This is a genomic window from Microbacterium sp. NC79, assembly GCF_019061125.1.
Classification (GTDB): domain Bacteria; phylum Actinomycetota; class Actinomycetes; order Actinomycetales; family Microbacteriaceae; genus Microbacterium.
The window spans coordinates 488,825-515,436 of the sequence record NZ_JAHQYI010000001.1 but is presented as its reverse complement, the minus strand read 5'-3'; the positions used below and the strand labels follow the sequence as shown (position 1 = coordinate 515,436).

Below are 26,612 nucleotides of genomic sequence, written 5' to 3'. Positions count from 1 at the left end.
ATCCCCGCACACCAGGGTGGCGACCTCCGTAGATTGGGTGCGACTTCTCCGTACCGCGAAGAGCGCTCACAGCCAACGGAAAAGACTCTTCCCGGAGACCCGAAGGAAGTGCTCCGCAAACGCTCAGACCGACAGCACCAGACGCGCAGAAACGGCTAATGGGGAGACGTCTGAGACGCTCCCCACTAGCCGTTCAGGTGCGGGCGTTATAGCCGCGAGCGCTCCTCTCGTTGCCTGCGGGTCACGAGCAGGCCGGCACCACCCACCAGGCCGATCAGGCCAAGCAGCAGCCACAGCCCGTTCACGGGTTCACCCGTTGCCGGCAGTGTCGGCGGCTTATTTGCGGCACCGATGGTGACCACGGCGTCGTCACTGTCGCGGCCCTTATCGTCAGGGTCACCGAACGTGTGGTAATCCACGATGGCCACGTTGGTGATTTGCCCGGCAGGAGCCGAGGCTGCCACCGTCGCGGTGAGCGTCAGCGTGGGCGCCACGGCCGTACCGACACCGACCGGCTGGAGCGGGCCGAACAGGGTGCAGGTGAGCATGCCACCGTAACCCTGGGCGTTGGCTCCGGCGATCTGACAGCTCTCCCAGTTCGGGAACACCGATTCATCGTCTTCGCCCGGCCACGTCACGTCGGTTACCTTCAGCGTGCTCGGAATCTCGTCCGTGATGATCACACCGTCGGCTGCCGAGTCATCACTGATGTTCTGCACCGCGATCGTGTACTTGATCGTGTCACCTGGCATCGCCTTCTCGACGGACGCGGTCTTCTCAACCTGGACTTCGGAGTGACGAGCCACAGCACACTCTGGCAGCGCCTCCGGATACACCGCGGTGAACGAGACCTCGGGGTTGACCGAGAATGTCACCGTGGAGTCCAGCCGCCATGCGTAGTCCAGCTCGCTGGGGTCAAGGATCATGCCGTTGAAGACCCAGTCTGCTTCCTCTTCCGGCGTCATGACCGTCGTGGTTCCGGGGATGTAGAAGCCGCCGCCTGGTGCATAGTCGCTGGCCCGCAGAAGTCGCCATCCTGGGTAGTCGATACTCACACCTTGGGGTGTAAAGGCAGACCCTGGCCACTCAATCTCATCAGTCCAGCTGAGCGATCCTCCTGGTTCCGTCAGCTCCACGTTCGGCGGCTCGTGCGCACCTGGCGTGTTCGGCGTCCACAGGAAGTTGATGGGCTCATCCCGCAGCGTCTCAGACTTCACCACCGTCCAATGCAGGTACGGAGCGTCGCCGACGCACACGGCACTGACGACCGCGGCGACATCGCGAACCGGAATGGTCACCGTGTCGCAGTCGTTCTCCGGGTTCTGATCGCCCGTCATCTCGACGCAGGCTTCGTTAATGAACTCTTCAATCGGCACAGGGGCGGGCGGATCGACCTCTTCGGAGAGCACATCCGTCACCTCGGGCAGCGTGAACATCACCGTCACGGTAATCGTCACCGACTCCTCGATGCCGATCTCATCGATCATGACCGCGACGTCATTGGCGTCGTAGCCTGGCACCGACGACCAGGTGTGGCCCGCGCTCACCGCGATGTTCGTGATCACGAGGCGATCGTTGATCGACGTGTCTGTCACCAGAACGTCAAGCGCGGGTCGCGTGCCGTGGTTGGTGACGGTCAGTTCGTAGTCGAACGTGTCGCCCGGCTCAACCGAGGTCTGGTCTTCGCCCAGGCCCGCGGTCTTGTCAATCGAGACGTCGTCGTAGTGCACCACGTCGCACACATCATCCGAGTCTTCGTAGTTGCCCGAGATGATGGTTCCGGTGTTGCCGACCGCGATGCCCTCGCCCTCCGGCTGACATACCCACGGTGCGTTGACGGCTTCTTCGCTCGTGCTGAGCGTCACCGTCACCTGGTAGATATGCGCTTCGGAACCAACACTGCCGTTGTCGACGATGGTCCAGATGCCTTCGCCGTCGAACGATGCGTTCGTCGGTGCGGGTGTGGAACCGATGGCCGTCGCGGTGGCGTCGCCCACCATGTCGACACCGTCTGGCAGGTTGAGTTCGTCGGTCAGGTCGTAGAACACGGTCTCACCCTCGGGTGCCAGTGGCGCCACCACCGTCAGGTTGTAGGTGAGCGTCCAGGTGCCGTCGCCGTTGTCTACGACGTTTTCTGTGCTCTTATCGACCATCGGCGTGTACGGTTCTGCACACGCGTGCGACTCGCCACCATCGTTGTCGTCGGTGAGGTACGCGGTGTTCAAGAACCCGCCAGCCTCACTTCCGTACGGGTCGCACCACGTGGTTCCGTCGTCGTATGCGTCGGCCGTCACGTCGGCGTTGACCGTCACCGTGTAGACCTCGGTGCCAAACGGCGGGTCAATGACCTCGTCGGTGGCGAGCGTTGCGGTGTCGTCGTCGGCGAATGGCTGATCGGTCATACCGTTGCCCGACCATGTCGCGTCGATGATGTCGATGCCTTCGCCGTACTGCAACTCGTCAGACAGGCTGTATTCGTAGCCGGAGAACTCAGAGTTGTTCGTGACGGTGATCTCGTACTCGATCGTCCACGTGCCGTCCTCGTTCTGTACTGCCGACGTCACCTGCTTGTCGACGGTTCCGGTGGCGGGTATTGCCGTGTTCACGATGCGGCATGTGGCGTCCTCACCGATTTCGAGCCACAGTTGGGCGTCATCGAGGGCGATCGGATCGCCGCTGCCGGTATCACGACATGCCCAGTCGCTCGCGGTGTAGCCGCTCGGACCCATCTCACCGAGGGTGATCGGGGTGTCGGCGACTGCCTCGCCACTGATCGCTGCGATGTTTTCCGAAACCATGGTTCCGGTACCGCTGATCAGGGTGACTTCGGCCATTGCGGTGAGCGTCCAGTCATCGGCGCTTGCGAGTCCGCCGCCGGTGTTGATGATCTCCTTCTCCAGTGTCAGCTGCGGCTTCTGCGACGTGTTGGTGAACCAGCACGTCCAGCGCTCTCCGGCACCGATAGTGACGACCGGGTCTTCGAGTGAGGTCTCGATCGCGACCGTTTCGGGTGCGATTTCTGGGCGCTGGTTAGTGCAGGATAGGTCGGTCCACAGGTAGCCTGCGGAGCCCTCGCCTTCATTCAGCGTGTAGGTTCCCGGAATGACTTCGCGCGTCTCACTGTGATCGAAGTACAGGGTGTCTGCATCGCCCATTCGGGCTTCAAGCAGGCCATCCCAGTCGGTCTCGACCGCCGAACCGCCATTGTCGTTGTTGACAACCTTGTAGAGCGTCAGCTCGCCGGGCTGCGCGGTGTTCGTGAAGATACAGGTGATGTTTTCGCCCACCTGCGCTGTCACGGTGGTGCCGACGAGGCCCGACGTACATGTCAGGTCGGTCAGTTTGAAGCCGTCTGCTCCTCCCGACTCACTGAGCGCGTAGCCGACACCAGCGTGCACGGTGCCGGTGACGCCAGACTGACCGTTGAAGTTGCCCTCGCTGGACGATGCGTACAGCGTCCAATCGGTCGGCTCTGCGTCGGTGCCCCACTGATTGACGACAGACTTGATCAGCGTGAGCTTTGGCGCCATATCGTCGTTGACGAAGCGGTAGATGTCGGTCGCCAGCGGCGACACCTTCACCTGCCAGTTGCCATCGTCGTCCTGCTGCGGATAGCCCGCAGGATCGGGGTTTGCGACGACATCCACCCAGCTACCGCCAACCCACTGCTGCAGTTTACTGAAGGCATATCCGGGTACCGCCGATTCGGTCAGCGTGTAGACGTGATCCGGGCGCACCGTGATGGTGTTCGCGGGGCTCGTGACGCTGTCGCCGACGACGGTGCTTGCCGAGAGGCCAGCGAGCGCGTCAGGCGTTGCCGTCAGCGTGAAGTCCGCGGGGCCGGCTTCGCCGCCGTTGTCGTTCGTGACATGCTTTTCGAGCACCAGGAATGCGGTGCGGTTGATCGCCGCGCATCGCACGCTGGCGCCGAGCGGAACCGTCACACCGCCGTTGAGGCCGTCGCTGAATCCAGGAATCACGTTGCCTTGAGCGTCGAGCTGAACACACACCCAGCTACCGGTCGATGGCGGTGTGATCACGGCGTTCGGGGCGACGCTCTGCACGTAGGTTGCCGGGCCACTCTCACCGAGCTCGTATCGCACGTTCGGCGAGACGGGGCCGGTGACCCCTGCCGGGCCGGTCGGGCCCGCGATGGCCGAGTCGGGGCCGTACGCGGTCATGGTCCAGTCGCTCGGAGAAGCACTACCGTTTGCGACTGTCTTCATGAGCGTCAGTTGCGAACCACATGTCACGACGTTGTTGATCGTGTACATGTTGATTTCAGCGTCGGCGTCGAGCTCGACGTCGAATGGCAGCGCCATCGAGACGACGTCACCACCCGAGTCACGAAGTTCCACTCCGGCCACCCGGCACTGCGGGAGTGCGGTGGGCATTGCCGTCATGGTCTCGTTGATCTCGACGGCGGTGCCCTCATCGATGTCGCCGCGCGGCACGTTCCACGGTTGTGCGGTGCCATCCAGCAAAAGCGATGCGGTGAGCCCTTCGTTCATGAAGGGGTTCTCTGCGTTCGAGTATTCGACGCCGTTGATCGTCCATACCTTCTCGACCGTGATGCTGGTCTTGACGAGTTGCGGCTTGTTGTAGACCGTGCACGATACCGAGGCGTTGGCCGGAACCGGCACGTCGAATGCAGGGTTGGTGCCGACGGTCTGGTTGGTCACCGACACCGGACTGGTGTCACCGTTGAGCAGTGTCGCCGTACATACGGCGTTCATTCCGCCCTGCGTGACGATGCCGTAGCCCGCGGGCAGTTGCTCGTTGACTCGTACCGTGCCTGTGCTGGTTCCGCCTGTGTAGGTGAGTGGGAAGTTCACCGCACCGGTGACGGGAGCCGTGGCACCGGTTCCGCCGTTTCCGACGGCGAGTCCGGCGGTCTGCGATACCGCGTCGAATGTCCAGCCACCCGCGGGGGTCGCGCCGGTGACGTCTTCGCCGGCGTTGCCGTTCGGCACCACCTGCTTGACGATGGTCAGCGAGCCGAGGCAGTCACCGAGGGCTGCGTTGCGCACGGCCGCGGCCGCCGCGTCGAAGGTGGGTTCTTGGAAGTAGTCGCCGTCAGCGACCGGGCCAGAGATGGCTGCCAGGTTGTTGGCAGGGCCACCGATACCGGCGCCGACGCCCACCGCGACGATGCGGGTTCCGTTGGCTTTCAACTCGTTGGCCGAGAGTGCGCCGTTTTCAACTTCGCGGAACCTCGTGTAGTCGCCTGGGCCCTCTTCGCCGCCGTAGAACGTCGGGTTGCCATCGGTGATGACGAGGACGACGTCGTAGGTGAGGTTGGGGATTTGGCTGAGGCCGCGGTCCCAGTTGGTTGCGCCTGTCGGGGTCGAGAACGAGTCGATGTGAGCTCGCACGGCATCGGCACCCGCGGCGGTGGAGACCTGGGTTTGCGCCAGGGTGCTGCCTGCGGAGGCTGGGGCGTTACTTGCGAAGGTGTACACGCCGACTGTCGAGTTGGTTCCTTCCAGCGCCGTAACCATCGCGGACCCGGCTTCTTTAATCTGTGGGAGCTGTCCGGCGAGCGAGCCAGACAGGTCAAACAGCAGCGCAACGTCGACACCACATGCGGGGTCGCGTGACACGTTGTCGCGCGACATCACGAAGGTGCCGCCAGAAGCGCGCGCGGAGGAGGAGCCGGTTCCGATCATGAAGTCGACGCGCGAGTCTTGCGGGTCCGCTGAAATGGGGTCGGTCTGTGCGGCATACTTCGTGATCGTCGAGCCAGAGCCGCCGGTCGCGAAGTCGGTGTTGATTCGCCAACCGACTGGTGCTGTCTCGGGCACGATCCAGAACTGTTTGCCTGCATTCGTTGTTGTTGCCTCGGGGACGGTGAAGACACATTTGCCGTCCGCGCCGGTCGATATACACTGTGCCCAGTCCTCGGCGATGGGCGCGGCGGGGCCAGCGTCGGTGCCTGTCCACATGCGCAGTGTCGCGCCGGAAAGACCGTCGATGCCTGCCAAACCGTCGCGGTCACCTGCGACATAGGTTGTGATCGTCGTGGATGCTGCCGCCGTCAACGTGTAGGTGCACGTGAGTGCGCGGGGCTCGCCGTTGTCACTCGTGTTGCTGGTGAACGTCACACGTTGTGTCGCGCTGTCCCAGCTCACGCGGTTGCTGTTTTCGTTGCAGGCCAGCGCTGCGCTGTATTTGTTGGCGAGTGCGTTGTCGACTGCGGAGATGTCGATTTGGTACGTGAAGCCACGTTCGACGGAGATCGGCGTGTTGTTGGTTGGCAGGTTGTGGAAGTCGGTCGATTCGACTTCGGTGGCGCTTGCCGTCCAGTTGTCGACCGTTGCAGTTCCTCCGTTAATGACGACGGAGAGGCTAATCGAGCCACAGGGGTCACCTGCGGCGGGTACGCAGCCGGGGAGGAGTGCCATGAGGCTGGGCAGGGCTGGGGTCGACTCCGGTGAGGGGTCGGCGGAAGGAGTCGGACGTGGCACGGCGGTTGGTGCGGCGCCGGTTGGCTCGGGTGACGGGTCTGGGGTCGGCTCCGGCTCGGGTGCGCCTGTGGGTTCAGGTTCCGTCGGTGGCTGGGATGGCGTTGGTGCCGCGCCTGTGGGTGTGGGATCTGCCGTCGTCACCGGGTTGGGTGTGCCTGAGGGCTCGGGCGAAGGATCCGCGCTCTGGGATGGATCTGGCGATGGCGATGGTGTTGCCGTGTCGTTTGCGGCCGGTTGGGTCGACGACGGTGGCGGGGCCGCGGCTGTTGCCGCTGGCGCGAAGCCACCGACGATGAGTCCGCTTGCGAGGATGGCTGCGACGATGGCGCCGTATCTGCGGCGGTGTACGTCGAGTATCCCCGGCTGCGGACTGTGGGTCCGTCGGTCGTTGCGTGTAAGTGACCATCGAGATCGCGAGTTCGACATGGGAAGGATTCCTTCGCTTGCTACCCGTCAACGAAGAACTCGCCGGCGGTCGCCAGGGCATAGGCAGGAATCCCCGGCGACACGGCGAAAATACGTTCGCTATATCGGGTCAACAAGTGGTTGTCGCGTATATCCGCAGGAAATCAGTCTGACCACCGCAGAATTGCATCCTCGATAGAGGACTTTCGCAAGGAATTCGGGTATTCGATGGGCCAGATTTGAGCGTTTTTTGTGGGCTGGCTGCGTAGGTTTTGCGCGCTTCACAGGCAACCCAAATCGTGTTGCGAAGCAACTCGAAGCAACCGTCTTGCTGGTGATGACGGATCGGGGCCACGTGCTACAGAGGCAGGGCGATGGTTGCGGGGATGGAATCGGTCGTCCTGATTCCCACGTTGATTTTGTTGGGTGAAGTGCACGGCGTGCGAGGGAGAGTCGGATGCGGTTCATGAGTTGCGGATGCTCGGTGGAGTGCGCGAAGGTCGCGGGCACGTCGGTCCCCGTCCCACTCCACGTACCTCCGCTACGCGCCTCCGCCGCGCCGCGCCGGCCGCGCGATGGCGGGGTGGCGGGGTCGCGGGGTCGCGGGGTGGCGGGGTCGCGGGGTGGCGGGGTCACGGGGTCGCGGGGTCGCGGGGTCGCGACAAGGCCGACTTGGCGTCAACAACCCGCTCACTCCGCCGCGCCGCGCCGGCCGCGCGATGGCGGGGTGGCGGGGTCGCGGGGTCGCGGGGTCGCGGGGTCGCGACAAGGCCGACTTGGCGTCAACAACCCGCTCACTCCGCCGCGCCGCGCCGGCCGCGCGATGGCGGGGTGGCGGGGTGGCGGGGTGGCGGGGTGGCGGGGTGGCGGCAAGGCCGACTTGGCGTCAACAACCCGCTCACTGCGCCGGCCGCGCGATGGCGGGGTGGCGCGGCGATGGGGTTGCGGGTGATCATGCGGCTGCCGATTCTCGTGTGGGTGGTGACGAGGTTTGTCGGAAGCGGGGATCGGGCAGAGCGATGTCTTGGAACGCATACTCGAGGGCTGCCCGAGCGGGCAGTGGCTGCGGCGGATGGTCGGGGTGGGTAAGGGTGAAATCGCCCTTACCCTGCCGAGTTATGCGCCATTTATTGTTGTGGACGTTGAGATGGTGGTACTGACAGAGCAGGATGCCGCGGTCGATATCGGTGGTTCCGCCCTCTTCCCACGGGTCGATGTGGTGGGCTTCGGTGTAGGACGCTGGACGGTCGCAATTGGGCCACCGGCAGCCGCCATCACGGATCGCGAGGACGGTTTTCTGCGCCGCAGTGAACTTTCGAACTGATCGGCCGAGGTTGAGCGGGTTGCCGCTCGCGTCAAACGTCGCGTGGATGCTTTCGCTGTTGCAGAGGTGCTGGTCGGCGACTCCGCCGGGAAGCACGGTGAGTCGGTCTTCGGTGTATGCGACGGGTGCGCGATGGCCGTGGTCGTCGATGACCTGGACGAGGCGGACGCCCGCTTGACGGGTACCGAACACGCTTTTCGCGTCGGCGAGGATTCCGGCGCGCACGATGTCAGTCATCAGGTCGCTCGCAAGTTGTTCGTTTGTGCGTGGGTCTTTAGCGAGCGCGGCGGCTCTCTCAATTTCGGCCGAGTCGACGAAGCGGGGGCCGCCGCGGCGCGGGCGCAGAGCCGCATCGTGGGCCGCGGCGATCAACAGTGCCGTCTGGTCATCGAGAGTCCATATGACGCGGGTGGCGCCGGTGTCGGTTTGGAACATCCGAAACGACCGCGCCTCATAGCGCTCATCGAATCGACGCTTGGCACCCTCAGGGTCGAGTTGGTCTCGCATGAATCGGGCGTGCGCGAGCAGATCTTTGATCGTGCGAACACGCGCTTCCACAACAAGTTGCTCGGCGGCCAGACTCCACGCCTCGCGGGCTGCTGCATCAAATGCGTCTGCTTCTTCGACGGTCGGCGTGTATTCGACCATCACGGTGTCGCCGATGAGATCGCTAGAGCCATCACGGTCGTGATTGCAGACTCCCCCAGCGTCGCCGCCACTGTGGCCGCAATCGCCGGCGCCGCATTCACCACATGTGGGCGCGGCAGTCTTCTTCACCAGGATCGGGAGGGGGTTGCCGTCAGCGTCTCGGGGCATGCGGGGTGGTTCACCGAGTCCGGTGCGAATCGTGTCGAACTGCGCGTTCGACAGCGCCTGGTCTCGCAACGCGACGCGAAGCGGTTCATGCCATGCACGCGGCTGACACACCGCGGATACGCCAGCTTCGTCGCCGGTAGCCCCGGAACCATCACCATCGTCGTCACTACCGTCACCGTTTGCACCGCCGGCACCATCGTCGTGCCCGCCGCTGCGCGTATCGGGTTCGCGTTCTCCAACGCCGACGACCGCATCCGGCAGCCCCGTGGTTCCGGTCGCATCAACCAAGCTCTCACTCACCCGCACCTGACGGGCGGCCTCGGCCTGTGAAACCCCCAGAATCTCTTGCACCAGCGACACTGCCGAGCGGTGTCCGCGCTTTGCGGCGAGACCGCCATGCCCAAACGCACGCGCGGACCGCGCAGATGCGATGCCCGTCGCGATCTGCCGCAATAGGGCAACCTGTCGCTCGACGGCGGCGCTCTCTTGCATGATCGCGTGAATCTCCGCGTCATTCATGCCCAGCATCAGCGCCTCGAACTCCGCTGCCGTCACACCCGCATGACCACCAGAATGTGCGGCAGAATTCTCGCCGCACGAGCACGCGACAGCGGAAGCGTCATGCCCACAAAGAGTGGGAATCAGCTCCGCAATGTCGCCTAAAGTTGCCATGTCTTATTCTCTCACCAGCCACCGACATTGGTAAATAGGTTCGAAAGAAGATGTGGACAAGACGCTGCGGATTGAGATTGTGGAGGAGCCGAGTCCGACGAGTTACCGCGACACCACGGCGATCGTCCCGGCGGCCACATGGATCATGTGGCCGCGCTTCGGCCCAATGCGCAATACACCCTCTGAGCATCCCGCTCGACACCCGTCGCCGGACTGAAACACCAACGCGACGGGCCCGCCTCGCTGGCATTACTACGCGCCGCTCTGGCCCCACTTGCGACTTGCCTCGCATGACCGTACTTCACATCGATGCGTCAGAGACAGAGGCGGCAGGAACCAAGAACGATCCAAGCCATCGCGCCGCCCACGCCAGTAGCCCTCATCAGGCCAGCCGTCCAGGACACCGAATTCTGTGTAGCCAAAGGCCTCTTACTCAGAACCGGATGGGCCAGACGCGGATACGCGCGCAAGCCATCCACTCCTTTGGCCCATGGTTCGAGCACCCCAGCACCCAAACCCCCAACCATCCCCCAACCCCCAGCCTCAGAACCGCGGCAGCCGCCAAGCCCAAACCCCAAACCCCAAAAACCCAAACCCCAAAAAACAAGAATCGGCCGCCGCAACTCCTCAAACTCGAGGTGTTGCGGCGGCCGCTAGAACCCGCCCTTCGGGGGTTCACGTCGTGGGGACGTTTATTCGTTGCCGATGTTCTTGTCGATGTTGTCGCGAACCTCATCGATCTTCGCGTCGGCAGAGTCGGGCAGAACGTTCTTAGCGAAGCCCGAGACGCCGTCAAGCACCTTGTCGCTAATGTCTTCGGCCCGCTCGCTGTTCAGCGCATCGTTGACCTTTTCCTTGTTCTGCTCGAAAAGCTCTTTGCCCTTGTTGACGATGTCGTCGAGTCCCATGGGATCCCCTTCACGTACCTACGCCGCGCAGTGCGGGCGTCTTCACAAGCATTCTTACCCGAGTTACGCCCCGGGGTAAATACCCAATTGCAGAACTACGGCGCCGGAACCTCGGTTCCGGGGAACATGACAACGCACGACTCCTGAATGGTTACGGGGGTCTGCGTCGTGGTCGGGCTGTATCGCACCGAAAGCGGCACGTTGACGCCCTCGGGCACGCTGGAGGTAAACGACACCGTCTCGCTCTCCCCCATCGCAATCGTCGTGAAAATGTTCCGGGCATCCAGGCCGTTGTAATTGCCCGAACGATCCATGCTCGAGTAGTCGCTGTACTCCGGGCTGGTCGCGACGAGCTCGCCGCCAGGCAGCGCAAACGACAGCACGTCAAGCATCATCGTGGTGCGCGGCACACCGAAGTTTCCGTTGCGGGCACCCAGCGTGTAGTTCGAGAAGTTTCCGTGCGGAATGTTGTTCGTCATCGTGATCGACGTTGTCACGGTGCGAGCGTTCGGGTCACACGCCACGTCCATCGACGTCGACAGGTAGTACTCGAGCTTCGAGTACGCGGCATCGTTGAGATAGATGCCCACCTGCGCAGTGGTCGCGGTGTCGGTGTAGATGCGGCCGTCGGTGCCGAACTCAGCAGACATCGCCTGCTCGTTCGGGTTGACGAACGACATGTAGACGCGCTGCTCGGCATTGCCACGGTCGAAGGCATCGAACATCGCCATCGGCTCCCAGTCACCCGACATAACCTTCGCGAAGATCGCCCCAGCGGCAGCGTCGAAGAACAGCTGAGCCTCGGCACCCGTGCCGAAGTCTTCGTAGGCGTCGCTCATCAGCGTCTGCACGGCGTTGTCGCCCGTGACCTGACGGTCATAACCCGGAACATCCACAGGGCCGGCAACAGCCAGCATGTAAGAGAGCATGACCGGGTCAAGCGAGATCACACCGTCGAGAGTTTCGTCGGTCGCCTTAGTCCAGAGCTGCTGAATGTAGGACGACGTGTCGGCAAACTCGGGGAAGCGCGAGTAATTCTGCACGTACTGCGTCGTGTCATTCTCGAACAGCGCCGCCTTCTCCGCCGGCTCGATGTACGGCAGACCCGTGCCACCGTAGCCGAGCGCCGCAAACGACACGACCGCCCAGTCTTCACGCATCGTGACCTTGCCGTCGGTGATCGACAGAATGGCCGCGTTGCCGGGGTTACCACCGGTCGAGCGAATCTCGGCGTTGTTCTGGAACATCACCGCGTAGTTACGCGTGCCACCGTCGCCAAGCATCGGAAGAATGGTCGGCAGGTACTTGTTGCCCACCTCGATGAGCGGCGTTGCCTCAGCAACCATGTCAACGACCTGGCCGATGTTGTCTTCAACGAACGGCAGAATCGCGTCGCGGTCGATCTTGTCGAGGTGCCCCTGCGCCTTGACGAACGTCTCCGACAGCGCGGGCAGCAGCGGCATCACTTCGCGGAACGGTTGCAGATCAATACCGCCCGCAACTGAAATTCCGGAGAGGTCAAAAGTCTTGAGCAGCTCGAGCACCGACGGCAGCGCCTCGCTGACGATAATGTCGGTGGCCTTCGTGGTTTCGGCGACCGCTTCGATGTTGGCGCCGACGAACGGAACCTTGGCGGCGAGATCCCAGAGCGGCGTATCGACCGTCTTGTTGGCGCTGGCAGAGAGCGTCTTGATCTTCTCGGCAGAGGCCGCAACGGCCTCGGTGTCGCCGTCCTTCACCTGGTCGACGACCGAGACGAGCTCTTTCTTCATGTCGGTGAGGTCGTCGCGCACCTGCATCGCCTGCCCGTAGAGCGTGTAGGCGACCCATCCGGCAGCGGCGAGAATCAGCAGCAGCGGAACAAACACCAGCCACGGCCACACGCGGTGACGGCGACGCTTCTTCACCGTGGGCTGCTTCGCGGGCTCGTCGGCAATCGTGAGCGGCTTCGTCATGTCGTCTTCTTCCTTCGCAGCCGGCAACGGCTGACCGTCACGTTGCATCATGGCGTCGTAAGCGGCACGCAACTGATCCTGCGACGAGACCCGTGGTTCCGCCGCCCCCGCGGCTTCGCCAGCGGCCCCAGAAGCGGAACCAGCGGAACCATCAGAAGCAGCACCAGAAGCGGAACCATCAGAAACAGCACGAGAGACGGGGTCGTCAAACGTCGGCCCAGCATCAGGGGTGGTGTTGTCGGATGCTGCCTGCTGAGCTTGCTCCCGTGCTTCGCGGCGGCTGCGGGGGGTTTGATCGCTAATGAGAAACTCCTCGGGTCAGAGCGATCTTACCGGGCGCGCATGGGGCGCATCTGAGTGAAGCCCGCCTAAACGCCGAGTGCCTGCCCTGCTAGCATCGTTGAAGCCGCGGTCCGGCTGAACGCGCCAAGCGTCGTGCGGGTGACCGCCGCGAGCGCGGAGGGCAAACGTGGCAGGCATTCTGGTGCACGAGTGGCTTGCCCGGCACGGCGGTTCTGAGAACGTGTTTGAGGTTCTCTCCGACGCCTTCCCCGACGCCGAGCGCTTTTGCCTGTGGAATGACAGCGATGGCCGCTTCACGGGCGTCGAAGAGACGATGCTGGCCCGCGCCCCACTGCGTAAGAGTAAGGCCCTCGCCCTGCCGTTCATGCCGTTCGCGTGGCGCCACCTGCCGGCCCGCGACGCCGACTGGGTTCTCGTCAGCAGCCACCTGTTCGCGCATCAGGCGCGCTTCGCTGGCCCCGCACGCGAGGTTCCGAAGCTCGTTTACGCGCACACCCCAGCGCGCTACATCTGGACCCCCGAGCTCGACGGCCGCGGATCCGGCCTCGCGGCCCGCGCCGTGTCGAGCATGCTGAAGCCCCTCGACCGCAAGCGCGCCGCCGAGCCCCACGCGATCGCCGCGAACAGCAAGTTCATCGCCGAGCGCATCGCCAACACGTGGGAGCGCGAAGCGCAGGTCATCTACCCTCCCGTCAACGTCTCGGCGTTCACGATGCCGCGCCCCCTCACCCGTGAGGAGCGCGCCCAGCTCCCGAAGCTCCCCGAGCAGTTTCTCCTCGGCGTCTCACGCTTTGTTCCGTATAAGCGTCTCGACCGCGCGATCGACGCGGGCGTCGCCGCGGGTCTGCCCGTCGTGCTCGCCGGTGGCGGACCCGACGAAGAGCGCCTGCGCGCCCTCGCCGCCGAGAAGAAGGCGCACGTCACGTTCGTGCACAATCCGTCGACCGCGGTGCTGGCTGACCTGTACGTCCGCGCGCTGGCGCTCGTCTTTCCGGCGATTGAAGACTTCGGCATCATGCCGGTCGAGGCGATGGCGACCGGAACCCCGGTGGTCGCAAGTGCCGTCGGCGGAACCGCCGAAACGGTTGTTGATGGCGTGACTGGGGCACTGGTGCACGAGTGGAACCACGCCGAGCTGGCAGAGGCGGTGCCCCGTGCGATTGGCACGGCTCCGCAGGCTGCCATCGACCGCGCGAAAGAGTTTGACACGAGTGTCTTCACGAAGCGCATCACCGAGTGGGTCGCGCACGAGACCGGTGGCACCGCATGACCCTGTTCGTTGACGACCGCTACCGCGGCGAGCACGGCATCGGCCGGTACGCCCGCGAAGTGCTCGAGCGCTTGCACCCGGAGGCTACGCCGCTCGAACTCGACGGCAGCCCGTATGCGCCGACCGACGCGTTCCGCTCGCTGCCGCAGGTGGGCGCCCACGACCTCGTGTACTCCCCCGGTTATGGCGCGCTCGTGCGGGCGCCGAAGCAGATCATCACGGTGCACGACCTCATTCAGTTGCGGTCGCCGTGGCCCGGGCGTGCGAAATTCATCGCGTACTACGGCGGCCCGGTGCGACGCGTGGTGCGCAAGGCTGGTGTCGTGCTGACGGTGTCGGAGACGTCGGCGCGCGACATTCGCGCGTGGGTGCGTGACGACAACGTGCGCGTCGTCAACGCCGGCAATGGGTGCTCCGCGGCGTTCACCCCCGAAGGCTCGCAAGCCGAAGCCCCAGACCCCTACCTCATGTATGTCGGCAACACCCGGCACCACAAAAACCTGGGCGTGGTCGTGCGGGCACTTGCCCTCACCCCCGGCGTGCACCTGCGCGCCGTTATTCCCAGCCCCGAGGTTCCGCTCGCCGACGCCCTCGCTGCCGAAGCTGGTGTCACGAACCGCGTCGAGTGGATCTCGGGAGTCGACGACGAGCAGCTCGCGGCGCTGTATCGCGGCGCGGTGGCCACCGTCATGCCGTCAACCGACGAGGGCTTCGGGCTGCCGGCGCTCGAGTCGATTGCGTGTGGGGTTCCGGTGATTCACTGGCGCGGCTGCGAGTCCGTCGCCGAAATCGTGGGCGACAAGGGTTGGGCACTCGACGACGCGACCGATGCGCCCGCGTGGGCTGAGGTGTTCGCGACCGCCGCGAGCGCCCGCCGCCGGGTGACACTGCCCGCGGGTCTCTACGACTGGAACCGCACCGCCAGCATCATCTCTGACGAGTTGGAGCGCGCCCTCGGCTCATAGCCCGAGCACGAACTCCCGCAGGGTGCGAGCCTTGGCCTCCCATGACTCCCCCGCCGCGCGGGCGACGCCAGCCTGGTTCGGCGACACATGCGCGAGCGCCCGAGTGAACGCCGCATCGGCGTCCGCCGCATGGGTATAGGTGTACAGCCCGACGGCGGGGTCGGCCTGCAGCACCGGGGTCTCGCGCGTGACGACGGCGAGACCGGCGGCGAGGTATTCATACAGCTTCATGGGGCTGCGGCCCGCGTTGAGCGGGTCGTCTGACAGCGGCAACAGGCCGAGGCGCGCGCCGTGCAGGAGCGTGGGCAGATCGTCGTAGGCGACGGCTCCGAGCAGGTCAATGTTCGACGGCAGGTTGTCGGGGGCGGAACCATGGGGCCCTGCAACAGCGAACCGCACGTCTGGGTGCGCCGCAGCCCACGCCGCAAGCTGCGCCCAGTCAAAGCGCGCGTCGAGCGCGCCGACGTACGCGGCCACGGCCGCGCGCTCGGCGGTGTCGGTCGTGGTGAAGCGTGCGGCATCCACACCGTTAACGATCACGAGCGACGGCACGGTGAGCGCGCCCAACTCGTGCAGCACTTCAGACGACGTGGCGATCACGCCGTCGGCTGCGGCCAGAATGCGCTGTTGCAGCGTGTGCTTGACGCCGTCGGGGTACAGGTCGGTGGGGCGATAGATGAGGCGCGTGGTCATGTCGCGCAGGGCGTCGCTCCACAGCAGCGGCTGGTCGAGCACGATCGCGTCATACTGCGTCGGCAGCCCGTGGCGTGCGAGTTCGCGGCGCACGTTGAAGCGCGCGTAGGGCACGGGCAGGAGGGTGCGCGGAACCACGTGGGTGACGCCGCCGTCCACGTGCGGCCCGCGCGGAACCGCGGCGAGCGTCTCGCGAGAAATGCGGCCGGTAGCGCGGTGTGCGAAGGAGATCGGGGTGGAGAGGTGCACGACGTCGGCGCCGTCTGCCGCGAGCGCGCGGGCGTAGTGGTGGCTGCCCACCCGGAACGGCCCGAACGCGTGGCTGTGGGAGAGAAAGAGAATGCGGGGCACGGTCATGCGCGTGCCTTGCGGATCGTCTCGCGCATCGCCGCTTCAATCTCGACGAGCTGCGCCGCGGCGGCTGTCATGCGCTCGCGCACTTCGTCAGCCCGCTCGATCTGTGCGGCGAGAAACGCCGGCATGTCAGCGGTGGTCGCGTCGGCGCTGATGCCCTGCAGCCCGACAGCGGCGAATGCTTCGGTGATCTTCGCGGTGGGTTCGGGCACGAGCTCAACCGGAACAGCCCCGCCGAGGGCTGCGAGCACGAGCACGTGCATGCGGTCGCTGATGACGAGCTTCGCGCCGTCGTACCGTTCGCACAGTGTGGCTTCTTGCGTGACCGCGTCAGCCTCCCACGGCTCGAACGTGCCGCCGAGGGCATCGGCGAGTTCGCGTGAGCGTTCTTCGTCTTCGCGCACCTGCACGACGGTGCGAATCGCAAGCCCCTGCTCTTGGGCAGAAGTCTTGACCGCATCAATCCATGCCGCGTTCGGCATAGGTCGCGCACCGCGCAGGCTTACGAGCAGTTCGTGGCGTTCACCCCACGGCTGTCCGCCGCGCACATCGGCGAATCCGATGTCGGGTACCACCGTGGTTGCGCCGGCCAGCCGTGCACTCGCCGCATCACGCCACAGGGCGATCTGTGATGCTCTGGCTGCGAGAGAGTGGAACCACAGTGAGGGTTGGGTGGCGCCGCGGATTCCGCGTGGGGGGCGCACGACAACGCCGCGCTTGAGCCGCACGATGATCGTTTCGGCGAGAAAGACAATTTCGCGCAGTCCGTTTCCCTTGTGGAGGGGCACCTCCCCCGCTTCCAGCACGAGAACCGGACGGTGGCGTGACGTCGCCAGCAGCCACAGCCACTTCGCAACGCTCTTCTTGCCACGCAACACCCTGGTTCCGTCGGGCACACCCAGTTGCTTCAGCCACACGTCTGGCGCTTCACCCACGTAGGCGATGAGTTCGTCAGACGTGCCCTGCGCCCACTCGAGCGTGCCGCGGCGGATGAGTGCATCGCCAATATTGCCAGCCGGTCCGGTGAGAGACACAAACGTGCGGGTAGCGCGGGGGCGTGAAGAAGTCATCGCGAACAAGGCTAATACGCCGATTGCTCAGTACGAGGTTGCGTCGGACTGCTCTCAGTAGACTTAATGAGTTCCATCGATCGCGTTGTTTTCCTCCCACGGTCGACGCACTTGATCTAAGGCCTGGTATGAAACCCGCAGTCTCTATCATCGTTCCGCTCTTCAACGACGAAGAATGGGTCGCGGCGGCGCTCGACAGTTGCCTCAAGCAAACCTCGGGCGACTTCGAGGTGCTGTGTATTGATGATGCGTCGACGGACACCACCGCTGCGATCGTCGAAGAGTACGCTTCACGCGATTCGCGTATCCGTCTGATTCAGCAACCAACGAATGCCTCCGCGTTCCAAGCGCGCCGCGCCGGCATTGGCGCAGCCGCGGGTGACTATGTACTCTTCCTGGACGGCGATGATGCGCTTGCTCCAAACGCCGTAAAGGCGACCGTGGCGAAGGCACGCTCTGCAAAGGCGGATGTCGTTGGCTTCGGCGTAGAGATCGTCACCGCGAACTCGAAGACGCCGCGCAGATTCGAAGCTGCGCTGCAACCACGCCACAAAGAGCTCCATTCCACCGACATCGTGACGTCGTTGTTTCCTGTCGGAGAGGAGGCCAATGGCCACCTGTGGAGGTATCTCTTTGCCACGGACCTGCTTCGTGCCGCATACGAAGGATTTACTCGCGACGCCACCTACTATCGCGCCAACGACCTGCCGATCACGCTGCTCGCTCTGGCCCACGCCACCAAGTATGTTTCGCTACCGGACCGCCTATACCGATACAACTTTCAACGTGGCACAAGTGGCCATACCATCAACGGTGTCGACCACTTCAACTTCCTACTTAGTGGAATAGATCCAATCACCGCGATCGCGGATGAAGTGAGTGCGATTAGTGGACGGTTCACTCACCCAGAAGCGCTCCTGCGGACCTATGAGTCGGCGCGTCTCCACATCATCGGCAATGTGCTCAAATATTGCATTCGCGACACGACTGGAGATCTCCAGTCGACCTGCTTGAGATTGTTGAAAGACAAGGTTGGCGACCTGCAAGTCACGCGAGCGGCTGCGGCCTTCGTGCCCTCCGCCCTTGATTCCTTGTCTGCACATGCCACCAGGCCAGTGCAACCAACGGAGCCCGTACGAAACGTGTTGCTGTACACGGCATACCTCGGTATCGGTGGATTACAGTCTGTGCTCCAACACCATGCCCAGGCTCTGGTCAACACGGGGCACCGCGTCACGATCGCGGTGGCTGGTCGTGTCGAGAACGAAGTCGAGTTGCCTTTTGGCGTTGATATCGTCGTCGTCGCCGGCCACCGCCTGGAGCGGCTAGACCGCTGGGTAGAGATCTGCCAGCAATACGAGATCGATGTGATCATCGATCACCACCTTCTCTACAACGACAACTGGCCATGGTTCGCGCTCACGGCTCTCGATAGTGGCGTTCCGACCATTGGTTGGGTCCATAATTTCGCGCTACGACCCCTCTTTGACGGCAACCAACGCATCACTTTCCTCACAACGCACCTGAATATCTTGTTGAAGGTCGCGACTTTGTCGCCGACCGATGTCGCATTCTGGAAGTTACAAGGCGTCGAGCACGTCTACTACATTCCAAACCCGCCATCCCAGTTGAGCCTGTTGGCCCTCGACCGTGGGGGCGCACGCACGGCTCCAGACCAACCCATTGAGATCGCTTGGTGGGGGCGATTGGATCATGCCACCAAACAAGTGATGCACCTCATCGAGACGGCTGCACATCTGAAGCGCCTTGGCCTCGATTTTCGGATGACCCTTATCGGCCCAGAAACAAAAACGTTGTCCGCCAAGGACGTGCACAAAGGTGCGGCCAAACGAGGAGTGTCTGACTTCATCGAACTTAAGCCAGGTCTTCCGCCCGAGGACCTACTTGACGTGCTGTCACACACGCACCTCATGATCTCAGCGAGCGCAATTGAGGGCTATCAACTCACGATTATTGAAGCGCAGCTACTGGGGATTCCGGTTGTCATGTATGACTTGCCCTGGCTCACTACCGTGCGCGACAACCCAGGCATCGTTACCACGCCCCCTGGCGAACCGCACAACCTTGCCGAGGCCGTGGTCAGCCTAGTTCGCGACGCGGACCGCTACGAAAGGCTGTCACGCGAAGGCGTCGGATTCGCCGAGAAGTTGTCCTCGTTGGACATAGAAGAGATCCTCTCTCAGCTCATCAACGACGAGCTCTCCCCGAGGTGTTCCCCTGAACCGACGTTAAGAGACGCCCGTATTCTCACACAGTGGCTCGTTCGATACGGCGAACTGAACGTTGGCGATTCCGAGCGGAACCATCGCAAGGAAAGCGCGGCGTCAATCAGACGTGAGCGTGACCGCGCGATCGGTGAGCTCAAATCGATCAAGAGTGGGCCGTCCTTCCGCATCGGTCGAGCTGTCACCTCGGTACCGCGCAAACTACGCGGCCTGCTGCACCGCACAAAACGCCTCCCGGAACCTGGCGTTGCCCAATCTTTTAGCGAGCCCTCTGCGCCACGGCCTGAGAAGTCGCATACACCTGATGTCAGTTTTGTCGTGCCAGTTTTCAACGCCGCGCCATGGCTTGAGGTATGCGTCACAAGCGCGCTCGCCCAGACCCGGGTCAATCTTGAAGTCATCTGTATCGACGATGGGTCCACCGACGAATCGCGCCAGATTCTTAACAATCTTGCACAACAGGATTCGCGCGTGACGGTCTTGTGTCAAGAGAACAGCGGCCAGTCTGTTGCCCGCAATCTGGGCCTACAGGCAGCCACCGGTCGGTACATCATCTATCTTGACAGCGACGATTACTGGGCGAAGGATGCGCTACACGACTTCGTGCGCCACGCCGATGAGAACGCACTTGACATGTACCTGTTCGACGCGGTTCCTTTCAAGGACGGCGACATTGAGGACTCGACGTGGAACCGATACTCGACCTACTACCAGCGCAAAAAGTCATACAGCGACACACGAAGTGGTGCCCAGCTTATGTCGGATATGCGTCGCAACAATGATTACCGGCCCCACGTCGGGATGTACATGACGCGGACCGCTTTCGCACGTCAGGCTGGACCGCGTTTCATCCCAAGCATCGTTCACCAAGACAACCCATACACGTTTGCTCTCCTCCTCAATGCCCGCCGTGCTGCTCACACGAGTCAGAGCGTCTACGCACGACGGATGCGCCCCGGCTCGACGATCACGACCTTAACTCCTGCGCGCTCTGCGCGAGGCTACTTCCTCTCGTACCTCGCCATGAGTCGCGAATTGCGCAAACACTCGATCGAAGCACCGGTTGAAGAACAGGTGCTGGACATTGTTTCGCGCGTCTACGAGGGTGCGCGCAAACAATTCGAGCTTCTGTCGGACGCAGAAGCCGATGAGATCCATGGTCTCGACCCGTCCGGTGACGCTGTCAGGGTTCACGCGATGTTGCTCGCAGCGGATCCTGCCCCTGATGACCCAGCACACCTATCGGCGGGCTAAGGGGCCGGCCCTATTCGCAGATGATCGCCGATTGCGTTCATCCGGGCACTCGGTCAACGAATAACAGTCGCGAGTGAAATGCGTCACCGGAAGACGATGTCGCAATTCTGGAGAGAGTCCCTATTCCACGCCCCATTTCAGCCATCGAGCACCGCCAAATGTCGATTCCCCAGCGTGCACGCCTGGTGAAGGCCCAGCACGCGTCCCGACGAGACGGAGATAGTCAGCACCTGCGGGAACGGAACGCTCCGTACAGGTAAGATCGCTAGCGATGACTCGCGAAACGTTACTGACAAGGCTAGGCGGAGTGGATCTCCTCACTTGGAATCCGCTTCGGCCCGCTGACGAGTCCGGATCGCGCCTGGTGAACAACTTCGGTGACCTCTTGGGACCATTATTAGCCGAGCGAGTTCTGGGCCCCACCAGTGCGCGAGCACACCATTCCTCGTCGGAGCCTGCACCCGTGTTGCTTACAATCGGGTCTGTATTACACCTTGCACCGCCGAAGTCTGTCATTTGGGGAACCGGCGTAAATTTCAAACTTGCCACGATGCTCCCCCGTCAATTGGGCACCATGGATATTCGCGCCGTGCGCGGACCCTACTCCGCACGCGCAGTCACCGCGTACGGAGGGATTGCGCCCGCCGTTTTTGGAGATCCTGCGCTACTGCTTCCGAGGTTCATGCCCGAACTGAAAGGCTGGAACCGTCGTGGTGATGGTGGATTGCTGGTCGTTCCAAATCTCAATGATTTTGAAGCGATGTCCGCGGCCGCTATCGCGAACAAGTACAACGTTCTCGACCCGCGAGGACCCATCACCACGGTGCTGAGAGCCATCGCCGAGAGCGGATTCGTAGTCGGTTCCTCGCTACACGCAATCGTGATAGCCGATGCCCTCGGAATTCCTGCACGCTTCGTGGCGTCACCCTCTGAAGGCGTGTTCAAGTACCGTGATTACCTATCGGGCAGCGGCCGACCGCTTGAGCGCATTGCCGCCGACCTCGCAACGGCTATCGAGCTCGGCGGCCATGCGCCAGCGGACCTTGACCTTGAGAAGCTGTTGGCAAGCTTCCCGCACGATCTTTGGGACGAAAACGTGCACGCCCCTGCTGCGGACGTATTCGCCGAGCGCGAGTCCATAATCCACGCGTGGCGTGACGCGTTGACCAATCGCCGCATCGATGAAGCGGCAGCCATCCGGAATTTCATCGATGTGGATTTCGCCGAGCTCATCATCGCTGGAACGGCACTACTCGATGCCATCGATTCCGATTCGGAAGCTGCCCGCCGCGCCGCATACGAAGAACGCTTTGCAGAGGCCCATGCCCATCGCCTTGCGCTGGCTGCCGGAACAACATCTTCCAACATGAGTGACATCGATGGGATGCTACTCGCAGCTCTCGATGGAGGTGACCCGTCACACCTATTGCGTACGCTTTGGCTAGGCCGTGAGGGCGCCCACGCAGTCGTACGGGCTGCAAGATCAGTTGCGGGGCGCCGCATTATGGCGTTGGCGATTCGTCCAGGGACATTGTCGAACAATCTCGCCACAGTTACCGTCGTGGTCCAGGATTCCTCGGGCCAGCAGCAAGAAATAGCCTTGCCCGTCTTCGAGATGTACCGACGTCAGTGGTCCATCGACCTCAGTTTGGCATTCGACGTTGCTGACGGTGCGGTGATTGAATCGATCGTGATCCGTGCTAGCGATGACGACGGATACGCAAACGATATCCAGGTGTGTGACTTACCCGTGACTCAGACCGCACTCAGCCGGTATCCACGAGTATCTTCCGCACCACTATGGAGGGAGCAAGACATCGCTCCTGCATTCCAATCACAGGACGGGGCTGAAATCACGTGACTGGAAAAATACATGTCTTCCCCGCATGGGAACAAAATCCTTACCTAAACATGCTCTACATCGGAGCACGTGCCGAAGGGTGGCGTGTCGAAGGCTCAAAGAACTTTGACGCACTCGAACAAGCCTTGCCGGGTTTGGGTGATGGGGACATATTTCATATTCATTGGACAAGCCCGATTCTCAACCCAGCCTGGGCCCACCACCAGGCACGGCTGTCGCTCCAACGGTTCGAACGACTACTTACGCAGTTTCGCGATGCGGGAGTACGAATACTGTGGACCGTTCACAACACCCTCGCCCACAACACGCCGCACACGACGCTCGAGATTGAACTGGCCAAACTCCTCGCCGCTCGCGCGGATCGCATCATTCAGTTGAATGCCAGTACTCGCCAGGCTGTGTCTGAGTATTACGATTTACCTCCCGACAAGCTTGTGACCTTGGCGCACGCGAGCTATGCAGGCATCTACGCCGAACCGCCATCTCAAGATGTAGCACGCGCCATTCTGGGGATTCCAGAATCCGCATCAGTGGTCGGCTTTGTGGGGCAGATTCGCGGGTACAAAGGCGTCCCAGTCCTCTTGAAAGCTGTCGAGGAAGCAGCGTTGCGAGTGGATGAGCTCGTTCTCGTACTCGCTGGCAAAACTCCCCCAGAGGATATTCCGGTGATCGAACAGATGTTGCCAAAAGGCGTGCAAACAGTTCGGCACCATGCCTTTGTCAGCGACTCCGACATTGCGACCTGGTTCGCCGCGTGCGATGTCATGGTTTTCCCATACGAACGCGTGCTGAACTCGGGTAGCGTCTTACTCTCAGCTACCTTCGGTAGACCGTGCATTCTGCCTGCTGAAGCCCATTTGGTAGCGGAATATGGCGCGCAGCCATGGGTCAGCTTTTACGAAACCGGTACCGACCAGGTTATGGCGCTTGCGACCGCGATCAATCGGGCACTCTCACAAAGTACGCAAGTTCGTGACTCTGCACGCAAGTTTGCGGCACGTTATTCGACCCTGCACATGACTTGGGCGTATGTGTCGCTGATCGAGGACCTCGCCTCTACCTCCACGAACTCCCGAAAGGCGCTATGAACGCGGTCCCGAGCCTCAGCGTGATCGTTATCCTCCCGCAGTCAGCGAACGAAGTAAGTGATCTACTGTGGTCGATGCGACGCGAACGTGATCTGGCGTTTGAAGTCGTCCTCGTCCTCGATCAGGACCGACGCCCGGATATAGCGAATGTCGTTCATACCGCGGCTACTGAAGATAGCAGGGTACGCGCGATTGGCGTGGACAGCGAACGGGGTCGAAATTTCGCACTAGCGGCAGGCCTCGACGCTAGCAAAGCCCGATGGGTCACTGTGGCTGATTCAAATGGCCTCGCCGCGGCGGGGGGCTACGCCGCCCTGATGGGCTCGGTGCAATCGACTGAATCACAGATGGGCGTGGGAGTCGCTGAGTCCATCGCACGTGCGCGGACTCGTGTGACGCGAGTCGCAGAGAACGCGCTTGACACCGCGGCGCAAGGTATCTCACTGCAGGATCGTCCGGCGCTCATAACGGATGATCTGTTGTGCACAAAAGTTGTAGATCTGAAATTGCTCCGCTCTCTCGTCGAGGAAGAAGAGCCATGGCATGAGGAGCTACTCGTCGCGCGCCTTTACGCGTCGGCAAAGTCAATCGACGTCCTCCCTCGTTCAATCGTGTTTTGCAATGTGCGAATCTCTGAAAGCACCACTGTTCCGATGTCGAAGGATTGGGTTGCTGATCAGCTAAAAATTTGGGAAGCGCTATCAAACACATCCCGTGAAGTACGCGAGGCATTTGCGCGCCAAATTATCGAACGACACGTCCTGTGCGGCAAAGCACTGCAACTACTTGCGTCCCAAGCCGACCGGCACGATGCCGCTAATTTCATTCGCGACCTAGTAGCGGATCTCTCAAGCACCGCATTGGCCAACGTCCCTGTCCGACCAAGGTGGCAGCTCGCTCTCATTGCATTGGGATATTCGTCGCTCGTAGACACCCCGCTCGAGCAACCCAGGCGAATGCGCCCGTCCGACGTTCCAGACTTTGATATGTCGCGGCTCCAAGCGCCTGCTTGGTCATCGCTAGGACTTCGGGAAAACGAGACACCACGCGCTGCATTTATTGACCGGTTCGTTTCGCACCCTGCAATTGCCCCCCGCACTCAACACGACACGAGCACGATCGATATTTCGATTGTCATCCCGACTTTCAATGTCGAAGCATACATCGATGAACTTCTTGAGAGCATCCGGGCGTCCGTTGGCGTAAGCCTTGAGGTGATCGTAGTTGACGACGGTTCAACCGACGGAACTTGGGAACGCGTTGTTGCGCATACAGCGGAAGACAGCAGGGTCCGTCTCATTCGATCGCCGGGTGCTGGCGGCGGCCAGGCACGTGACGCTGGAATTGAGCTTGCTCGTGGCGAGTATCTTGCGTTTGCCGATGGCGATGACCTCATCCCCCCTCGCGCCTACTACCGCATGTTGTCGATTGCGAGGCGCTCGAATGCCGACATAGTCAACGGTAGCTACCTGAAGTTCTTTGCAATCTCGACTTGGGATGCAAGCACCGGGTTCAACCATGCGTATGCTTTACCACTCGAAAATGTTTCGATCCAAACTCATCCTCAGTTAGCGCGGCACCGAGCCGTGTGGAATCGTTTGATCCGGAGAGAGCACTGGCTAGGGACCGCCTTCCCATTTCCTGGAGTGCCACGCTCAAATGACATCGTCGCAATGATGAGCGTCCTGCTTAGCGCGACGACAGTAGCCGTCACACCGGTGCAGACATACATTTACCGTGATCGTCCCGGGTCCGGTTCCATGACCTCCGCCGCAGGATCCGTCGATTACACCGTCAGCTACTTTCTCGAAGAATCAACCTGCGCTTCACTGGTGCAGCAGTCTGGATTCCGTTCAGTCGAGCGCGAATACTGGTCAATGGTATTCACTCAGGATTCTTGGAAGAACATTCTCAAGTATCTAGACCGGCGGACGGGAGATCGTGCGGAAGACTCGAGGGTTTCTGAGCAAATCAAGGCGTTGCTTTCGCAGGCGCCACACGCCGAATTTTCGCAGATAAAGCCCGAACATCAAGCCGTATGGGCTCTAGCCGCTGAGGGAAAGTTCTCCGAAGCGCGAACCATGGCTCATGCGGAGAAATCCGCACACTCCATGCCCCCCGAATCTCTGATCCACGCGATTCGCTCAGCCGAAGAGTCCGCGCTCCTCCCCCCTGCTGCTGCTAATACCCTTGTGCTCAAGTATCTAGGGCGTAGGTTCATCAGCGATGCCGCGTGGCGGAACGAAGTCTTTGCAAGTGCGCTGCCAATTATCCGTCGCCGTCTTCTCGACCCAGTCATGCCCCTGGTCTTCGTACCTCACAGTTGGGAAGAGCGCCTAGGGCACGCGATCCTCGCGGGCGACCTCGCCGTTGTCCTCGCTGCATTCTCCCCCGAAAAAACCTCCATCAACGCAAGACTTCACCAGGGCGCGCCAGCAAAGCTTGTTGGCCCCGCTCCGGGGCTATCGCCGGAAGGCGGCGTCCGGATCATGGCACGACGCCATCGCAGCAATGACCGCGCGCGTATTCCTGTGGGCCACGCAACGCGGGTGGACGGGCGTTGGTCAGCGGAATTGAGTGTGGCTGCTTTCCCCAGCACAGGGGTCTGGGCCATCGAACTAGAGTATGAAGATGCCTACGGCATGCGTCGCTCTCATCTACGCATCGACGGTAACGAAGAACGGTTTGGCCTCTCCGTCTTCCGGCGTGTAGTTACTGCACACGCCGGAAAGAACCACTCACTCATCCGAGTCCGCGAACCGCTGCCGATTCGCGCGCGCCAAAAAGCCTACAAGTTGCTCAGAATAACGCCACGCAAGTAGAACGCCATAGCTAATTCACGTGACCGTACTCCCCCGCGGGACGTACGGTCACGTGCACATCGTCCATTCGGTGCAGTTTCTGTCGCGCTTGGCAACGGGTGACCCCTGAGAACTAAGAAGAGCCCTCGCGGTATGTTGT

12 protein-coding genes are annotated in these 26,612 nt (G+C 62.2%); 6 read left to right on the top strand and 6 right to left on the bottom strand.

All coding sequences use genetic code 11. From position 1 onward, the window contains the following. Positions 1–206: 206 nt before the first annotated feature. The 4 genes from KTJ77_RS02170 to KTJ77_RS02155 form a co-directional block, all read right to left on the bottom strand. Complete coding sequence (locus KTJ77_RS02170; RefSeq protein ID WP_217336876.1) at positions 207–6,893, bottom strand: VWA domain-containing protein; 6,687 nt, start codon at positions 6,891–6,893, stop codon at positions 207–209. A 931-nt stretch (positions 6,894–7,824) separates the two neighbouring features. Next, positions 7,825–9,684, bottom strand: coding sequence for an HNH endonuclease signature motif containing protein (locus tag KTJ77_RS02165; protein WP_217336875.1), 1,860 nt, complete (start codon positions 9,682–9,684; stop codon positions 7,825–7,827). A 692-nt stretch (positions 9,685–10,376) separates the two neighbouring features. After that, a complete protein-coding gene (locus KTJ77_RS02160; protein WP_217336874.1) occupies positions 10,377–10,592 on the bottom strand; it encodes a hypothetical protein in 216 nt (71 codons plus the stop codon). Positions 10,593–10,687: 95 nt separating this feature from the next. Then, the gene (locus KTJ77_RS02155) at positions 10,688–12,598 is read right to left on the bottom strand and encodes a DUF4012 domain-containing protein (protein WP_217336873.1); all 1,911 of its coding nucleotides are present in this window, start codon (positions 12,596–12,598) and stop codon (positions 10,688–10,690) included. A 418-nt stretch (positions 12,599–13,016) separates the two neighbouring features. Here KTJ77_RS02155 and KTJ77_RS02150 point away from each other — a divergent pair, with 418 nt between their 5' ends. Beyond that, entirely contained in the window at positions 13,017–14,120 is a 1,104-nt protein-coding gene (locus KTJ77_RS02150) for a glycosyltransferase (RefSeq protein ID WP_217336872.1), read from the top strand. Continuing rightward, positions 14,117–15,085, top strand: a complete 969-nt coding sequence (locus KTJ77_RS02145; RefSeq protein WP_217336871.1) for a glycosyltransferase family 1 protein — start codon at positions 14,117–14,119, stop codon at positions 15,083–15,085. Before KTJ77_RS02150 ends, KTJ77_RS02145 begins: the two co-directional genes overlap by 4 nt. Here KTJ77_RS02145 and KTJ77_RS02140 read toward each other — a convergent pair. Both KTJ77_RS02140 and KTJ77_RS02135 read right to left on the bottom strand, forming a co-directional pair. Continuing rightward, positions 15,080–16,135: a glycosyltransferase gene (locus KTJ77_RS02140; RefSeq protein ID WP_217336870.1), complete on the bottom strand. Its 1,056-nt coding sequence runs from the start codon at positions 16,133–16,135 to the stop codon at positions 15,080–15,082. The genes KTJ77_RS02145 and KTJ77_RS02140 overlap by 6 nt on opposite strands. Continuing rightward, positions 16,132–17,202: a hypothetical protein gene (locus KTJ77_RS02135; protein ID WP_217336869.1), complete on the bottom strand. Its 1,071-nt coding sequence runs from the start codon at positions 17,200–17,202 to the stop codon at positions 16,132–16,134. Before KTJ77_RS02135 ends, KTJ77_RS02140 begins: the two co-directional genes overlap by 4 nt. Positions 17,203–17,330: 128 nt before the next feature. On the opposite strand from KTJ77_RS02135, the gene KTJ77_RS02130 reads away from it, so the two are divergent. The 4 genes from KTJ77_RS02130 to KTJ77_RS02115 all read left to right on the top strand — a co-directional run bounded on the left by KTJ77_RS02130 (position 17,331) and on the right by KTJ77_RS02115 (position 26,473). Further along, on the top strand, positions 17,331–20,702 hold the full coding sequence (locus KTJ77_RS02130) for a glycosyltransferase (protein WP_217336868.1): 3,372 nt from the start codon (positions 17,331–17,333) through the stop codon (positions 20,700–20,702). A gap of 271 nt (positions 20,703–20,973) precedes the next feature. Then, a complete protein-coding gene (locus KTJ77_RS02125) occupies positions 20,974–22,563 on the top strand; it encodes a polysaccharide pyruvyl transferase family protein (protein ID WP_302180709.1) in 1,590 nt (529 codons plus the stop codon). A gap of 50 nt (positions 22,564–22,613) precedes the next feature. Continuing rightward, the gene (locus tag KTJ77_RS02120; RefSeq protein WP_217336866.1) at positions 22,614–23,651 is read left to right on the top strand and encodes a glycosyltransferase; all 1,038 of its coding nucleotides are present in this window, start codon (positions 22,614–22,616) and stop codon (positions 23,649–23,651) included. Next, positions 23,648–26,473, top strand: coding sequence for a glycosyltransferase family 2 protein (locus KTJ77_RS02115; RefSeq protein ID WP_217336865.1), 2,826 nt, complete (start codon positions 23,648–23,650; stop codon positions 26,471–26,473). The genes KTJ77_RS02120 and KTJ77_RS02115 overlap by 4 nt, the downstream gene beginning before the upstream one ends. The last annotated feature ends 139 nt before the right edge of the window (positions 26,474–26,612 follow it).

What these genes read in the sequence shown, in the direction of transcription:
- KTJ77_RS02170 (WP_217336876.1), bottom strand. Translation starts at nt 6,893, where the DNA reads ATGTCGAACTCGCGATCTCGATGGTCACTTACACGCAACGACCGACGG.
- KTJ77_RS02165 (WP_217336875.1), bottom strand. Translation starts at nt 9,684, where the DNA reads ATGGCAACTTTAGGCGACATTGCGGAGCTGATTCCCACTCTTTGTGGG.
- KTJ77_RS02160 (WP_217336874.1), bottom strand. Translation starts at nt 10,592, where the DNA reads ATGGGACTCGACGACATCGTCAACAAGGGCAAAGAGCTTTTCGAGCAG.
- KTJ77_RS02155 (WP_217336873.1), bottom strand. Translation starts at nt 12,598, where the DNA reads ATGATGCAACGTGACGGTCAGCCGTTGCCGGCTGCGAAGGAAGAAGAC.
- KTJ77_RS02145 (WP_217336871.1), top strand. Translation starts at nt 14,117, where the DNA reads ATGACCCTGTTCGTTGACGACCGCTACCGCGGCGAGCACGGCATCGGC.
- KTJ77_RS02140 (WP_217336870.1), bottom strand. Translation starts at nt 16,135, where the DNA reads ATGACCGTGCCCCGCATTCTCTTTCTCTCCCACAGCCACGCGTTCGGG.
- KTJ77_RS02135 (WP_217336869.1), bottom strand. Translation starts at nt 17,202, where the DNA reads ATGACTTCTTCACGCCCCCGCGCTACCCGCACGTTTGTGTCTCTCACC.
- KTJ77_RS02130 (WP_217336868.1), top strand. Translation starts at nt 17,331, where the DNA reads ATGAAACCCGCAGTCTCTATCATCGTTCCGCTCTTCAACGACGAAGAA.
- KTJ77_RS02125 (WP_302180709.1), top strand. Translation starts at nt 20,974, where the DNA reads ATGACTCGCGAAACGTTACTGACAAGGCTAGGCGGAGTGGATCTCCTC.
- KTJ77_RS02120 (WP_217336866.1), top strand. Translation starts at nt 22,614, where the DNA reads ATGCTCTACATCGGAGCACGTGCCGAAGGGTGGCGTGTCGAAGGCTCA.
- KTJ77_RS02115 (WP_217336865.1), top strand. Translation starts at nt 23,648, where the DNA reads ATGAACGCGGTCCCGAGCCTCAGCGTGATCGTTATCCTCCCGCAGTCA.